Annotated in this window: 12 protein-coding genes; 2 read left to right on the top strand and 10 right to left on the bottom strand. The window is 43.8% G+C overall.

What is annotated here, in order from left to right; all coding sequences use genetic code 11:
• The first annotated feature begins 105 nt into the window (after window positions 1-105).
• Window positions 106-387 carry a DUF4119 family protein gene (locus tag CGC64_RS12965; protein WP_005676002.1) on the top strand — a complete coding sequence of 94 codons (282 nt, stop codon included), beginning with the start codon at window positions 106-108 and terminating at the stop codon, window positions 385-387.
• 205 nt (window positions 388-592) lie between these two features.
• On the opposite strand, the gene CGC64_RS12960 is transcribed toward CGC64_RS12965, so the two are convergent.
• The 5 genes from CGC64_RS12960 to CGC64_RS12940 form a co-directional block, all read right to left on the bottom strand.
• The gene (locus CGC64_RS12960; protein WP_005676003.1) at window positions 593-3,004 is read right to left on the bottom strand and encodes a hypothetical protein; all 2,412 of its coding nucleotides are present in this window, start codon (window positions 3,002-3,004) and stop codon (window positions 593-595) included.
• 9 nt (window positions 3,005-3,013) lie between these two features.
• On the bottom strand, window positions 3,014-6,862 hold the full coding sequence (locus CGC64_RS12955; protein ID WP_005676004.1) for a polysaccharide deacetylase family protein: 3,849 nt from the start codon (window positions 6,860-6,862) through the stop codon (window positions 3,014-3,016).
• A complete protein-coding gene (locus CGC64_RS19020) occupies window positions 6,855-7,598 on the bottom strand; it encodes a hypothetical protein (protein ID WP_193900894.1) in 744 nt (247 codons plus the stop codon). Before CGC64_RS19020 ends, CGC64_RS12955 begins: the two co-directional genes overlap by 8 nt.
• A gap of 74 nt (window positions 7,599-7,672) precedes the next feature.
• Entirely contained in the window at window positions 7,673-9,865 is a 2,193-nt protein-coding gene (locus CGC64_RS12945) for a hypothetical protein (protein WP_005676006.1), read from the bottom strand.
• Window positions 9,866-9,869: 4 nt separating this feature from the next.
• Window positions 9,870-13,025: a phage tail tape measure protein gene (locus CGC64_RS12940; RefSeq protein ID WP_005676008.1), complete on the bottom strand. Its 3,156-nt coding sequence runs from the start codon at window positions 13,023-13,025 to the stop codon at window positions 9,870-9,872.
• A 28-nt stretch (window positions 13,026-13,053) separates the two neighbouring features.
• Between CGC64_RS12940 and CGC64_RS18980 the strand changes: the two genes are divergently transcribed.
• A complete protein-coding gene (locus tag CGC64_RS18980; protein ID WP_005676011.1) occupies window positions 13,054-13,218 on the top strand; it encodes a hypothetical protein in 165 nt (54 codons plus the stop codon).
• Here CGC64_RS18980 and CGC64_RS12935 read toward each other — a convergent pair.
• Genes CGC64_RS12935 through CGC64_RS12915 form a run of 5 tightly spaced genes read right to left on the bottom strand, consistent with a single transcriptional unit; the run spans window position 13,193 to window position 15,010 of the window.
• A complete protein-coding gene (locus tag CGC64_RS12935) occupies window positions 13,193-13,480 on the bottom strand; it encodes a hypothetical protein (protein WP_236588791.1) in 288 nt (95 codons plus the stop codon). The two genes, CGC64_RS18980 and CGC64_RS12935, sit on opposite strands and share 26 nt — an antisense overlap.
• Window positions 13,481-13,506: 26 nt before the next feature.
• Window positions 13,507-13,803: a hypothetical protein gene (locus CGC64_RS12930; RefSeq protein ID WP_055256307.1), complete on the bottom strand. Its 297-nt coding sequence runs from the start codon at window positions 13,801-13,803 to the stop codon at window positions 13,507-13,509.
• A gap of 29 nt (window positions 13,804-13,832) precedes the next feature.
• On the bottom strand, window positions 13,833-14,294 hold the full coding sequence (locus CGC64_RS12925) for a phage tail tube protein (protein WP_005676013.1): 462 nt from the start codon (window positions 14,292-14,294) through the stop codon (window positions 13,833-13,835).
• 25 nt (window positions 14,295-14,319) lie between these two features.
• Window positions 14,320-14,625: a hypothetical protein gene (locus CGC64_RS12920; RefSeq protein WP_032854973.1), complete on the bottom strand. Its 306-nt coding sequence runs from the start codon at window positions 14,623-14,625 to the stop codon at window positions 14,320-14,322.
• Complete coding sequence (locus tag CGC64_RS12915) at window positions 14,573-15,010, bottom strand: hypothetical protein (protein ID WP_005676016.1); 438 nt, start codon at window positions 15,008-15,010, stop codon at window positions 14,573-14,575. Before CGC64_RS12915 ends, CGC64_RS12920 begins: the two co-directional genes overlap by 53 nt.
• Between the last annotated feature and the right edge of the window lie 20 nt (window positions 15,011-15,030).

Here is a 15,030-nt window from a genome sequence, read left to right as displayed (position 1 = left end):
TTTGGCATGCAGCAAAAAAACAAATCTTTTTGCAGGTTCGTTGCACGCTTGCCAAAGTATAATTTATTATTTAATTTATTTAACCATTGCAAAAATTAGCAAACTATGGCAAAGAAAAAAACAAATCAACAAGAGAAAAAAGTACAAGTAAAAAAGAAGGTCCAAAAACGGAAAAAGAACACTAGAAGACATGTGAAAGGGGAAATCATCAGTTGGGAGGAACTCGAAAACAGGACAGGATTAACCGGAGATGAAACGGAACTTCTCACTGTTTATTTGCACAAATTCGAAAGAGGGGAAGTACACGTCAGATGCTCTAAAAAACTAAAAGACTTAGCTGAATATATCTACGAAACGGAGAGCTTATATATAGCTAAACATGTATAAACGGCAAAACGATTTGCGAAGTTATCACAAATCGATTTGAATAGTTTTCAATCTCGTTAACATAAAACGAAATGTGTATTTTCAATTTTTATTTAATAGTAACTTCGTGATGAACAGGACGGCTTTCTTTTTACTCCATTTTCTTCGTACTTTGGAAAAGTTCATCTTCTTTTATAGGTAACTGATAACCAATTGCAGAAAAGTATTAATCGGCGGGGCGTCCTATTACAACAACTCGAAAATCTATATTCATAAGCCCCTTATTGGCATCAAGTGTCTGTATATTAAAATGATCATTGTACCGCCCACACTCTATACCTATAGTCCAACGCTCGCCATCGACTGCCCAGGGAGTCGTTTGTACAATTACAATATAATCAGTATGCCCTTGTGAGTGATATAAGGTATATTGTCCGGTACTTGTGCGTTGTATGCGTGATATTATCATTCCGTCACCCCACCTTTGGACAGAATTTAAATCTCTTTCAACAGCAACAAAACCAAGGACTCCGGGCATACTCCAATGGTCGTTCTTGTCCATTTTCCAGTCAACGCCACCAATAGCGTCAATGCATAAATTGCAATATCCCCCAAACATCATATCCTTTCTCATCGTACTACCACTGGCGCGAAGCATGAGTGCCCTGTTGAAAGAGTTCCAATTTCCTGTAGCGGACATATAAGCAGACACGTCGAATCCGACCATGGCGGACAATGTGTTTCCAAGTGCCGCTTGCCTTTGATGATCACCATAATCCGTTTGGACGGAAATCATGGCATCTCGTCCGCTAATGTTTTTAAGCCCGGATCCTTCAATTTCAAAACCACCAATAACGCCGTCATTTGCATTTACCGTTCCAGTAAAAGTTCCCTTATTCGCGAACACCTCTCCTTTGAATTTGTACTTTTTATTGACTGGATCAAGCTCGAACACTACTTCATCATCAACCAATGCGAATATCCCGGTACGCTTCGTCCCGTCAGCTCCGGTGAGACAATCACGTCCCATAGCGACGCCTGTCAGCTTCCCGTTACTGTCTTTTGTGCCGGAAAACATCTTGGGAGACACCATATACTCACCTCCTATTTCCGTCTTATTATTGTTCCATTCCTCAATCCACGGAAGAAGGTTCGCATCTTGACCGTCTTTTCCTCTGAATCTGATAGGAGTGCCCCATTCACCTGAATCTGCACTATCTGCAACCTTCTGTGAAATCCAAACGACGGATGCCGTTGAATTTGTATGCCAACCTTCGGTTGTACCATTCCCTGTAGGAACGGCAGGTTCGGTTTCGCTGTCATGATAGGTTATGTAAACTCTCATACCATCCTTACCGTTTGTACCATCCGTACCGTCCAGGCCATCTGCCACCATTAATTCCCAAGCTGTGCCGTTATAGATGTAGACACGCCCGTTGTCAGTGTCACGATACACCCAGTTTTTAACAGGGTCAGCTGGAGCGGCAGACAAGTCACCTTTCCATACAATGTCCAGACCATCCTTTCCGTCATTACCGTTAATTCCGTCCAGGCCATCCTCACCGTCAACGGTCATTACATACCAAGCATTATCTTGATAGACATAGTTCTTCTTGTCGGATGTATTGCGGTAATACCAGCCGTTCTGAGGATTGGAGGGATGAGAAGTGAACTCGCCTTTATATACAAGACTGCTACCGTCTTTCCCAGGTTCGCCTTTCAGGTTTTTTTTTACTTCACTATCCAAGTTATCCCAAGTAAGTTTCACGCCACTTCCGAAATGGAAGCCGTCAGTGTCCCAATATATAGCCCTGTTGAATATGTCACCGTTACCTTCCTTGTCCCATCTGATATTGCCTTTTGCAATGAATCCGGAACTGTCGGGATTGAACTGGTACAGGATTGTCCCGTCATCGTCTACACCTTTCAGCATACCGTTGACGCAATAGAATCCTTTCAATCCATTCGTTCCCGGTATATCACCGCCCACACGAACCTTCAGGCAGTTGCTCCAGTCCTTTGAATAAATACCGGCCAGCACGTCAATGGCAGGCTGTGCATTTTCATCAGCGTGCATATAGATAGCGGAATGCCTTCCTGCGTACTGTGTTTCGTATGAACTGTTACCAAATTGCACTATGTCGTCACCCACTATGGGGGGATTCGTAACAAAGGTAACCCCGTCCTCGTTCACTTCCGATTCAAACTCCGATACCGGAATGCGGATTACTCCGTCAACGATTGATTCTATCTCCACGTGATACAATCGCTGGTTGCCTGTAAACTCCTGGCACCGGATGAAGTCATGCTCCATGAAACTCATGTCCTGTTCTTCGAGTGTGACAAGGTAGGCAGTCCCGTCTTCCGACATCTGGACTGTCTTAATCTTGCCACATCCCTGTGTAATAGTCTGCGCACCGATTATCGCCCTGATCTTAGACACCAGAAGCTCGAATACGGTGAACTGTCCACGTACACGGATAGCGTCAATTTCAAGCATCCACTTGCCCTTGACATATTCCCAAATTTTCCAACCATAACCCGAAAAACCGGATAAAAAGAATTCTACGATTTTCTCACCCATCTTTATTCCGGATGAGATAAATCCGACAATTGCCGAACTGGATAATCCTGCCATATTATAATATTAAGATAGTTTTGTAACTTCGACTATACAGATTGGGGATATTCTGGAGTAACCGGGTTCTGCTGAAGGATCGTTATTATAACCTTGGGCAACTAACAGATAACCATCTGAATCCACTGCTACATCGTCGAATGTATACCAATCAGAATTATTGTTGATTACTTTAGTAGACAAGTCGGATGCTAATACTTGTTGCACAGCATTTTGAACGTATAAATTCCAAGGTTGGGTATTGGGTACAGAATTTTTGTCTGATAATAAAAGTCTGACCTTATAGTTACCCGGAGTTAACCCCTTTAATATTACGACACTTTGAATTTCAGCCGTGTAAGAAGTGAAATTACCACGTGTGGGAACAACGATATTTTTGGTAGAGCCATCCCAAATCATTGAGTTGGGATATTGTACTTCCGCTCCTAATGTCACCCCTTGCCAATAAACAGGAGCGCCTGTTCCGCCTAGGACATCCTTGGACAACTTTGCTCCCATAGCTGCATAATCAGCTTTGTTATATGGTATATATCTACCTGTCAAGGTTCCAACGTTGTTTCCCTGAATATCTTTTAGATCCACAGCCGCATTACCGGAGTTTATAGGCTGGACAAAGCCGACGCCATCCACATTCCCTGCCGATGGTATGTTTGCCAGTAATATTATGACAGGCGATTCTGTAAGAGTTACGGAATCGCTGCCAACGCTTGATTCAGAAACTTCATTCTTCAACTGTCCATACAAAGTTTTAGCTCCAGAAGTTGCAAATTCGTAAACAATATTATCTTTCCATGCTTCCCATGCAGCAGACGCCAAGCCTGCTGACGTTTCCGCCAATCTGTAATGCGTTGGAGTTCCCTGACTGATTTCAAATGAAACAGGTACGGTATAGCCGGCAAAAGAATCTTTCCCTTCCGCCAGTGTTATGCTTGTCAGGCCAACGGGTTGCACTACCTGTATAGAATCAGACTTGATCGAAGATTCTGTCGTCTCATTTCCGACCTGCGCATATACTGTCAAATTACCATCCACTATTTTTGAGTCATATTGAACTGTCGAACCGCCCCACACAATCCAGTCTGTACAATCAGACAAATCCGCCTGTTGGCCGATCTTGTATTTGGTGATGGTATTCAACGTCTCAAATTTAACCGATACAATACCGGAATCTGTGCTGGCATCCCCATTGTTGACAGTAATACTGTCCAACCGTGCCGTAACAGCATCTATCAACTCGATGGCGGCTGATCTGGATACCGTTTCAGTAGTGGCATTTTTCAATTTTGCATACAGTATTTTGTTTCCATAAGATGCGGATAGTTGCACTATCGGATTTTCAGTGAATTCCACCCATGATGCTCCCGCAAACGATGAATTTTCCGAAACCATGTAATGAGTTGGATATCCGAGGTAGTCAAATGTTACATTTACATTTCTCTGTATCGCCGAAGCTGCTCCGTTATCTATCGTGATGCCTTTCAGAGTCAATGTCGGCTCAAGCAGAGTTATACCGGCTGATAATACTCCGGTTTCCCCATACGCATTCTTTAGCTTCACATAAACGGTTTTAGCATTGAATCCGGAAGACAACTTGAATGTCGGTTTTTCCACATATTCAATCCATGAGGCTCCTGTAAACGACATATCCTCTGAAACCATATAATGGGACGGAGCCTGACCGCTGTAGGTAATGTTTAGTATAACATTCCGGTCTTGAGTGAATTCCTGCCCGGAGTTGATCACAAACGATTCAAGTACAGGCGGTGACACCCATTTATTGATTCTTGCCAAATACGGCTCCTTCAATCCCGGTTTCAACATCTGAACAAAATAATAAGCGTCATCATACGCATACTCCGCATTATAATCTGCCTCAAATGATTCCACATACTTGTTCACCCGTTCCAACAACAACGGGTTGAAGTCAAGGTTAACCAGCAGCCTGCCGTCATTCATAGCGAATGATGTTCCATACACATTGTCCCCCGATGTGACAGACACCCCTTCCAGTGACGGAACACCTGATATGAGTACGGACAAGTCCCTGAAAAAGAAATTGGCGCCCTTCGGCACATACATCCTGTAATGTACCCCCGTTTCCGTCACAGTCTTAACAGACAGCGTGTTTTCCCTCATATACCAATATTCAAAGAATTCATCTAAAGTAGGGAACCATAGATTGTCTAAGCCGATATCTCCATACAATCGATGCAGATTCTTAATGAATACCGATTCCCAGTGCGATCCTCTGTGTGTGGAACCTATCAACCAGTAGATCGATTCCTTGTTTTCTGTTGCATTAAATCCGGATAGAATATCAAGTAAATCCTGCGCATATTGAGGATTATCATTATCGTATACCATATCATCTCCGTAAGCGAATAATCTCTGAATGGTTACATTATTTTTGCTTAAAGTAAAATCAGGACTGAATGGATAAACTTTTTTAATACTGGGGTCTCCTCCCTGCGCAGTAATGACCTGAATGTTGTCATTAACCCGGCTGAAAGTTATATATTTGTGGTCGCCATTCGGTTCCACCATTAATTTTGGGGTAATGCCTATGTACTCCTTGAAAAGTGCGACCGAGTCCTCGACACATTTATCAAATTTTGCCTGTGTGTCGGTAGTAGCAGTATCATAGCCTATCAAATCGTGATAGGCTACCATGAACCCGAAGTCAAAAAAAAGTTTAAACTCCTTTTCTGACATCCACGGTAGAAAATAACCGAAATCCTGGCCTATGTATTGGTTTTTTAATTTATCCGGCCAAGTAGCAACAGTAGTTGCATATCTTTTCTTTATTCCAGCACCATCAGTACATTGTGCGGGCTTTTCCGGATAATAAGCGTCAGAAACATACTGCTCTATCTGCGGGTCACCCTGCATACCCAAATGCCATGTAAGAATCCTATCATCAGGCAATTTAAATCTTTTAGCTATATATCTTTTATTAATCAGCGAAAATATATACTGGTATATAGCATAGCTATCGTCCGTGATATAGCTAAATACCATCTTCTTATTATACTTCAAAGGTGGAATCTCCAACGAAATAGCCTCCTTATTAACTGAGCTTGGAAGCGTAATATCAAACTCAACCACATCACCCCGGAATTTGCAATATTGAATGTGCATCAGACCGTTTACCTCTTCAGATACCGTATTCCTGCATTTCAGCACAACACACGTCTGCAATTGAGAATTAATGTAAAACCGTGTAATGTCATAATTGAAATTGAAAAACTCCTTATTCAATCCTTTTCCGGTTGAAGCAACGAATGATTCTACGTTAACATACGTCCCAAACCCTAGAGGCTCATCCGCAATCACATAATCTTTCGTTTCTCCGGCAGCCTTTGGCAAGTTGGATAAAGATACTGATCTTTCATAGATATCTATTACTTCTCCATTCATCTTATATTGACCGGCCAATTGTTCGGTACCGGAAATAACAAGAGGTTTGACGACCTTGTCGTTTAAATCCGAACTTAACTGGTTATATAAAGAGCTCTGAATCTTCGATATTTCATCCGGGAACCGTTTATCCATATTAGCTACCGCAGTATCTGCCCGCGCTGCGCCATCCAACGCCGGTTGTTTCAACGATTGAAGCCATTCTTCTTCGCTGCCGGGAAAGCCATTGTCGACTGCCTGCTGATACGCGCTTTTTCCTTGAGACGAAAGTTCGTACCAATATACCCCGTCATCTGCCGGGACTACACCGGTTGAATCTTGTAAAGCCAAATATTTGGCATTTTTATAACGCCAAATATCATTATATTCAACTTCTGTCTTATTGTTCCAGTCTCCTCTGGGAGTGATGGATATCTTGCCTAAATCTATATCATTAGCCATTTTGCTGCAATATTAGGTGTCCATTAGTTACTTTGAATTGATTCTCATAATTATTCGTTGGTACACTTAAAATCAAGTGTCCTGTGCGTACATTGATGCCCATTGTTGGATAAACAATCACGCCGTCTTTACCCTTCATTTTGTCCATTCCGATCGTTTCCCATAGAATTCCGCCTTTCTGCTTAACAAGTACTACGTCTTGGGCGTCAATATCATCTGCTCTATCTGATACATTGTCCAATCCGCCTAAAGTGCCGGTTATTCCCTCGTTTACAGGTAATTCGAGTAATGCAGTAGATAATGAACCCTCATCTCCAAGTTCTGTGATAGAGTCTTTATCCAACTCTGATAACGAATCGGATATTTGAGATTGTAATTCTGATAGTGTTTTACCAGAGCGGACAACCAAACCTCCGTTAGCTGATAATAGAAAATCGGTACTATCAGGTTGGTCCTTACGAAGAAATTTCTCATTCATCGGACTGTCTTCATCCAATTCGTGGGCCTTATCCGCATAGCCTGCTTTTACTTTCTCATGAGTAACAATCAACTCACCTGTTTCATCATCGACAGTACCAACACGCACCATCAAATATTTGTCATCTCCCTCGTCAAAACCGATACGTTCAAGAGCAGGAAGGTTTGTATGAGTATGTCTATCACAGGAAGAATTTCCTTCACCTGCTCCAGATACCAGTACAGCTGCAGAAGAGGCAGATTGTCCCTTTTCACGCATTCTTTTACTGCGTGGGACGGCCTGACGTTCTGATATGACAATATTATATTTTTCTTTCATTGCAAGCAGTTTGTTTATTCGTACTCTATTCCCTCGAAATTATCCGGAGTTATCTCCGCCAATTTCACATTACTTTCATCTTCACGTACGTCCTGAACATCCCCTACCATTAAATATGTGCCGGGTTCGCTAACATCCGTATATGTACCGAACCTGTTTAATAAGCGGACTGTGCCGGAGAGCATATTCATGCGTCTGTTATAGTTACTGTACCAAGTGCCAATCAACAGCTTTTCCAATGATGCGGATACTCCGGCACGGGTAAATATCTGTAACGTTGTACGGCTAGATACATCCAACAACATTCCCATTCCGAAATTTGTGGAGGTACATGGTGTTCCCACAATCGTTTCAATCTTCTTTTCTTCTTTTGCAGAAGAATTGAGCCATGTTTTATATTCAATATCATTACCAACCACTTCTTTTCCGTATTGATTGACCAGAGTCAATTCCGGAATTTTGAACAAAACCCAGCGTGGAATGGTATGCGAGTCAGTTGTAAGACCGTTATGTTTATGTGGATTAACCACGCGGGCGAAACAACTTATAATTGTCAGTTCCAGTGTACATCCTTGGTTTCCGGGAGGAATAGGGATAAGATCACCTTCCCCTGATGCTGTACGCGGAATATACGAGCGCAGACATCCAACCCGATTCATTTGCCAGCCACCCCTCCAACCTGTATATCCACCACTGTCATAATACCTTAGAGAAGTCATTTTAGGAGTACCATATTCTACATCTCCATCCACCCATTTACCGTTTATCTCTTTATAATGCCGGAAAAATCCTTCCTCCTCTGATTCTTTGTCATATACCCTATTTTCATAATGCATCTTTATATTTCCGTCCGTATCAATAATCCGCAAGATATATGATATATTATATTCCTTGATATCCTGCATTTTCTCATAGGCACTTTTTCCGTTTAATGCCGTCGCTTCTTCAAAAGGGTTATATCTGCCATCAATCATCGCTTCGACTTTTAATCGCAGCATTATATCAGTCAAACAGGATTTTCCATCCAGAATTACACCTGGAGAAGAATAATTAAAAACAACACGTGTTTCCGGTAATGACAAAGTACGCCGTACTTTAAAAAGCCACGGTGCTCCATAATCACTTCCGGAGGTATCTATGGGAGTTTCAGTTCCAAAAAGCGGCATCTTATATACATCCCTGATGCGCGATGCTATTCCGAAGGCCTCACTCCCGGAAAAGACAGGAATAATCCTGAAAAGTAAAGCCTTGTCAGGTCTTATCTCCAGTTCTTCACTTACCCCGGCTGTTTTTTTAAGGTCAATCATAAAGCCGATATTATTATCCACAAACGGACTTTTGCTTAGATCCTTGGCTACATAATACCGTTCCGCTCCTTCATCAAGCATTTTTTCTGTCAATGTAGTAGAATAAAGTTTCTTTTGAGGATAAGGACTGAAAGTAAGAGTCACATTCTTATATGTCTTGTCGACTCCCAATACTGCGTCATCACTTTCCCAGCGAATTTGTTCGGGTTTAAATTCTGCTTGTACGGCATTCAAATCATAGATAAACAGTTTTCCTTCACACTGGATCAGACGTAGAGCAAACGGACGAAGAATTTCGTCAAGCACTTCGCGCATCGTCAACGGCACTCCCTCCTCATCATAAAAGTTCTCACAACTGATTCCTACATTATCCAACATTTCACCGGAAACCGAGCTACAAGTAGTTGATATGTATCTTTCAATCCCCCGGTTATTTATTTTAGTCTCAGCAATAAAGTTATCAATCAAGACACTTATCGAACGTGTCCCCCTCAAAGAGAAATTCATCCGGTCAAGCAAGGAAAAGTCACTGAACGTCAGCTTCACCTCATATTCATTTTCATAAGAGAACGGTTCTTCATAAGCTTCTGTATCCAACGTACCGCTCCAGTACAACACATCATCCCGATATGCATCCATGCGGATACTTCCTGCTTCAACAGTATACAGGTCTTTATATTGCCGGTTTACCTTGCTGACTATTTCCAAGGTTGCGGCACTGCCCTGCACCGGCTCCAGTTTATCAGTTTCCGCCCATTCGAATACCAACGGGGTTTCTGCCGGAAAACGAAGTTCCGCAACAGCCGGATAAGGAACATCCGCATCCTGCCATATCTCTACACGCCACAGTACACCTGCCACACTGAAGAACTCCCCCTGATATCTTAATTGCTTTTCCATTGTCTTATCTTGTACGTTGATTATATCGGTCTACCTTATTTAAAACACCACGAAGCATTCTGCCATCTATCTTGAATTCTACAATTCCACCCATACCACCGGAAGGTTGAATCAATTGGCGGAGTTTGTTGAGTGGTGCAACTACTTCCGGATTGTTCCGGGCACCGGAATATTCACCGAAAATCCCCATTGTGGGACCGTATGCCAGTCCACCGTTTGCAAATTTGGGTAAACTCGCCAAAGCAGCCAACACACTCGCCACAGCAGCCACCGCCAGAATAGGACCGACAATAGGGATACTTGATGTAGCTGCTGCAGCACCGGAACCGGCTTGTGCGGTATTGGCTGTCACTTCCTGTCGTTGTACGCCTATTAATGCCAGTATCTGTGGAATAACAGCCCCTATGGACTGGACAACATTTCCTGCCCAGTTCAGCCATTCTCCCGCAGCTCCTCCGACAGCTTGACCTATACTGCCCATTGCACTGCCCACCGCTCCCATACTTTCAACCATATCCTGATTCTTCTGATATGCTTTGTCAACAGCTTCGTTCCATTGTTCAAAACCGGACTTCTTAGGTTCCAACTTCGGCATATCAAATTCAGGGAGTTTCATTTTCTTGATGTAGTCATGTGTTAGTATGTCCGGCTGCTGCTTGGGATGTTTGTTATTCTCTTCATTCTGAAAATCTTCCGCCATTTTTCCAAGCGTACGTCCGGCATCGGAAGCAGGAACCACACCTACATTAATCTCACCATGAGTACTCTTAAAAGCCTCCTTCTCAATCCATATTTTTACGCCTTCGATTTGACTCTTCAACCTGTCAATCTTAACCTGTAACTCTATGGAGGCTTGTCCGACAGGATTAGCGGACAGTTCTTTTTCATATTTAGACAGTTCAGTTTTCATGACATCAATACTGCCACTTATAAAAGCCGGGTCGCCTCCGATACCCATCGCTTTTTCTTTAGCCTTTTTAAGGGTCTCTAGCTGATTGATCTGAACCTGTATGTTACGGCCCTCCTCGTCCGATGCCGTTTGTTGCGCGGCTTGGAGCTCTTCTATTTTCTTCTTGATATCAGACAGAGTAAGAGACTCTTGCTTTAGGTTGTCATTTTTCTTATCCCCTTCTCCCTTCACCGTTTTCAGAGAAACTTTAGGTTCAGGAATAGTTTTGCCGAATACAGAAACAATGCGGTTATATTCTTTCTCATAGTCAGCCCTTGCCTGTTTGATTCCATTAACATACGTCATGACCGGATTAGTTGTATTAACTTCCCCCGCCTGTCCATACACTTCTATTACATCCAGTTTCTTAATAAATTTCGCCCACCGTTCAGGTATTTCCTTCTCGCCTTTACGAATGCTGTTAGCTATGCCATCAAATACTCGTGCACCGGTTTCCTCACCAAACTTTTGAGTGAGCACGCTACGCATTTTAGTCAGCATCTCGCTTTCTTTACCGGCTAATGAGTCCCCCGCAGAAGTTAATGCTTTTTCCCCGGCACGAGCTCGTGCTGTATTGATGATCGCTTCAGACAGCAAATCATACGCCTTGCGCGCATTATCTACCTTAATCTCTTCAATGCCCAATCGTTGCAAGTAATCGCCATAGGTTTCCTGTATCCGGTCACGGGCACGTTTCCATTCATCCGTTCCCTCCTTCGCATTCAACAACGGAGCGAATAGCGCATCCAGTTTCAGACGTTCCGTCGTGACTTCTTTCTGCATGCCAGACATTGCCTCATTTAACTTGTTCTGAGCCTTCTCCGCTTCACTGCTGCGTGTGGCTATTTTATAAATGGCAGCGCCCAAAGCAACGGCAGCGACAGCGGCAAGCACATACGGACTGGCTGCGATTGCTATATTCATCAACTTTGTGGCACCTGTGGTGGAGACTATTGCCGCACGGGCAGCAAGCACCTGCATCTGGTATACATAGAGGGCGCGCTTGCCCAGGTTCACAGCCCCGTTATAAGATAATTGGACTACAGTGGCAACTTTACCGGCTATTCCGACTTTGTTCAGCGCTCCAATGACTTCCCTAGCACTAACGAACATTGACATGAGCAACAGGGAGTTTTCACTTAATACAGCCGCGTAGGCAGAGAATCCTCCCAGCGTATTGGAGATACTGATTTTCAGGTCGTCTACCTTCGCGCGCATCACTTCCAGCTTGTGCGCATTGGTTTCCGTCCGTATAGCCGCCTGTTCCTGCGCAACGTTGGTTCCGGTCAGTTTATGAGTCATTTCATCAACAGCTGTTGCATTCTGAATCAGATACTGGGCGGCGGCAATATTCTCCATACCGAAAAGTTTACTCAAATAAGCGGCATCCGTCAACTTCGGTTTAAGGGCATCTAGGGCGGAAGAAAGGGATGTTTTGCTCAGGTCAACCCCCAATTCCGTATTCAATTTCAGAATGATGTTTCTCAAGGCGGTTCCGGCTTCGCTGCCTTTCAGGTTGGCTTTGGACAGTACTTCAAGCGCTCCTGCACTCTGCTCCACTGTCAGACCCATGGCGGAAGCGGCTGAACCTACTACCTTAAAGCTTTGTGAAAGCTCCCCGATTTCGGCCGCCCCATATTTACTTCCCGCCGCCAGCACATTGATAACCCGTTCCGCCTCATTGGCCGATAATCCGAACTGGTTGATCGTACCTGCCAGAGATGTGGCGGCTGCATCAATGGTCATTCCTGAGGCTTGCGCCAACGTCACGCTCTTTGCCTGCAAGTTGTTCAAACCGGACATACCGATTGTGGCAACATCTATCTGGCTGGCAAGAATCGAATATGCACGGGCGGCCGTATCAGCTCCGAGACCGGAATCTTTTCCGAGTTTACGGGCATTCTCCCTCAGTGCTTCAAGGTCATCACCAAGAATACCGGTAATAGAACTAAGGTCAGCCATAGACTGTCCGAAGGACATACCTCCTTGAGACAATTCACTAAAACTACTGCTAAGGCGTTCCGTCACTCCAAGCAAAGCGTTGACGTCAGGCATTTTCAATTTGCTGCAGAGACTTCCGAACCGGGCGGTTGTCGAACACACTGACTTCGCCGATTTATCAACGCCATCAAACATTTTTCTAACGTTGGCCAATGCACCTGAAATATTATTTTTCAGGTTCAAAACGATGTCAAATGAAACTTTTTCCATATATTTGCGTAGTTAAAGTAATGAGCCTATGACTTTTATCGGATTCTTATTAGTTGTATTCTTCGGAGGTGGAGCGTTGCTATTGCTTTTCCATAGGGAAAAGTGTGAATTAACCGAGAAGGATATCGACGAGCTCATCCACGAACTGGAAGAAGAGAAGAAAAACCTCAAGCCCCATTCCACAGAGCCTTGATTTCGTCAAACCTTTCCTGTGTACTGGGCTCTTCCTCCGCTTCCTTTGCAGGCTGTACATCCCAGGAGAACCGGCATACGTCAGTCAATTCCAGCCCTTTCTTACTGTAAGGTTTCAATATACTGCAAGCCAGAAAACGTGACTGTTCCCACTGTCTGCGTTCCGCATACGTTTCTTTTTGTTGCCAGGCTTCAAAGACGGCTGTAAACTCTAATGGGGTGAGACGGCAGAAATCATTCAGACACATCCCGACACACCCCATAGCCAGTCCTAACAGAGATTCGATTGTTACACTTTCGTCCCCTTCTTTTTTTTTGCCCCGTTTTCTTCCATAGCCATTCCATTCTGAAAAGAGGTGAAATCGTCCAGGTTGATACCGTCAGCAAACTGCTCGAAGGTCAATTGGAAATCCACCTTATCAGCACGGCAAGCGCTACGTACACAACAATACATGAACATTGTCAACTGTTCTATGTCAGCACCGATCTCATTTACATCCTTGCCCGTTTCATGTTTGAAGTCGATCATTGCCCCCATTGTAACACGGGAGGGATATTCTTTCGCGCAAATGATTACTTTATTCATTGTAAGATTCAACTATTAGAAATGACACACTATCCTTGCGGAGCCACTGTTTTAGTGGCTACCGGACCGGAGTTTTCCAACGAAATGGTATAGGTAGAATCATCATCCGAAGGCGATGTCTCGTCAAGACTGGTAATAAGGAACTTTCCTTCACGATACTTCGTTGTTTCTTCACCACGAAGCGCATAACGTACAGTTACGGGTTCACTCTTTTCCCAAAGTTCCAGGAGTTTGTCGTATCCCATTTCATCCCCATAAAATTTAAAACCTTCGGAACTGATTTCAACAGACAAACCGCTTACTGATTTTTCCTTCCACTTGCCGGCACTGGATGCCGCCGCCTTGGTTTCCAAAGTTGGCTTTACAGCACGCTCCTTGGTTTCCGCTTTATTGCTTATCGTACATGTCTTCGAGTGTCCCATAGGAGTGAAGGCATCTTCAAGCATCAGCCCCACCAGCATATCACTGCCATGTATATATCCTTTTTCCATTCTATTACTTTTTAGTTTTGTAAAATCACCGTTTGATTACTATTAGAATGAGACAGATAACGGCGATCCTTCCCGTCCATATCTGAAACCATTGCCAGCCGGTAGGTTCACGTACCACTCCCGGCGGCTTTTCTTCCTTACCGGTTTCATTACGGATCCGTGTTAATTCTTCTTCCAGAATAATCACCTGGCGCGCCAGACTGTCACAAATGGCAGTCACTTCAATATCGCCGTCATCCGTTCGTCTCACATTCACAGTAGCCCGGCCACTCCGGGTGCTATATCCCGCTCCCGTAGGAAGCATCGTTAACTTCGCTTCCGGTATCTTCATTGCCGCGGTATCCGGAGGAACAGGCATCAGGGTCAGCGCGGCTCTTTTTATGCTTTGCAGGCTGTCTGAACGGTGCATTCGTGTCAATCCGTTCGGACTTCTGCAACTCGTCACGCATAGGACAAGAAGCGAAATGAGGACAACTGGTAGCCTTCTGAATAGTCTGGTTAAGTTGCCGGACAGCTTTATACAATCGTTTATTTTCATTCTGAAGTTCGATTAATGTTCCGGAGATGTTGTCATACATATCCTTATAAATGTCATTCTTCTCTTTGGCTTCACGTGCTTTGCGCAGGTCTCTATAAAATATACATCCTATAACAGTTCCGGCACTACCTACAGGAACAAGCCATTGAAGGAGTTGCATTATTAAATCTATAGACATGCCTTCACTGTTTTATCAGA

This window comes from Bacteroides caccae (assembly GCF_002222615.2).
Classification (GTDB): Bacteria; Bacteroidota; Bacteroidia; order Bacteroidales; family Bacteroidaceae; genus Bacteroides; species Bacteroides caccae.
The sequence above is the reverse complement of the archived record's forward strand: the minus strand, read 5'-3'. Positions and strand labels throughout refer to the sequence as shown.

What these genes read in the sequence shown, in the direction of transcription:
- CGC64_RS12945 (WP_005676006.1), bottom strand. Translation starts at nt 9,865, where the DNA reads ATGGAAAAGCAATTAAGATATCAGGGGGAGTTCTTCAGTGTGGCAGGT.
- CGC64_RS12965 (WP_005676002.1), top strand. Translation starts at nt 106, where the DNA reads ATGGCAAAGAAAAAAACAAATCAACAAGAGAAAAAAGTACAAGTAAAA.
- CGC64_RS19020 (WP_193900894.1), bottom strand. Translation starts at nt 7,598, where the DNA reads ATGCGTGAAAAGGGACAATCTGCCTCTTCTGCAGCTGTACTGGTATCT.
- CGC64_RS12920 (WP_032854973.1), bottom strand. Translation starts at nt 14,625, where the DNA reads ATGAAGATACCGGAAGCGAAGTTAACGATGCTTCCTACGGGAGCGGGA.
- CGC64_RS12925 (WP_005676013.1), bottom strand. Translation starts at nt 14,294, where the DNA reads ATGGAAAAAGGATATATACATGGCAGTGATATGCTGGTGGGGCTGATG.
- CGC64_RS18980 (WP_005676011.1), top strand. Translation starts at nt 13,054, where the DNA reads ATGACTTTTATCGGATTCTTATTAGTTGTATTCTTCGGAGGTGGAGCG.
- CGC64_RS12940 (WP_005676008.1), bottom strand. Translation starts at nt 13,025, where the DNA reads ATGGAAAAAGTTTCATTTGACATCGTTTTGAACCTGAAAAATAATATT.
- CGC64_RS12930 (WP_055256307.1), bottom strand. Translation starts at nt 13,803, where the DNA reads ATGAATAAAGTAATCATTTGCGCGAAAGAATATCCCTCCCGTGTTACA.
- CGC64_RS12960 (WP_005676003.1), bottom strand. Translation starts at nt 3,004, where the DNA reads ATGGCAGGATTATCCAGTTCGGCAATTGTCGGATTTATCTCATCCGGA.
- CGC64_RS12935 (WP_236588791.1), bottom strand. Translation starts at nt 13,480, where the DNA reads ATGGGGTGTGTCGGGATGTGTCTGAATGATTTCTGCCGTCTCACCCCA.
- CGC64_RS12915 (WP_005676016.1), bottom strand. Translation starts at nt 15,010, where the DNA reads ATGTCTATAGATTTAATAATGCAACTCCTTCAATGGCTTGTTCCTGTA.
- CGC64_RS12955 (WP_005676004.1), bottom strand. Translation starts at nt 6,862, where the DNA reads ATGGCTAATGATATAGATTTAGGCAAGATATCCATCACTCCCAGAGGA.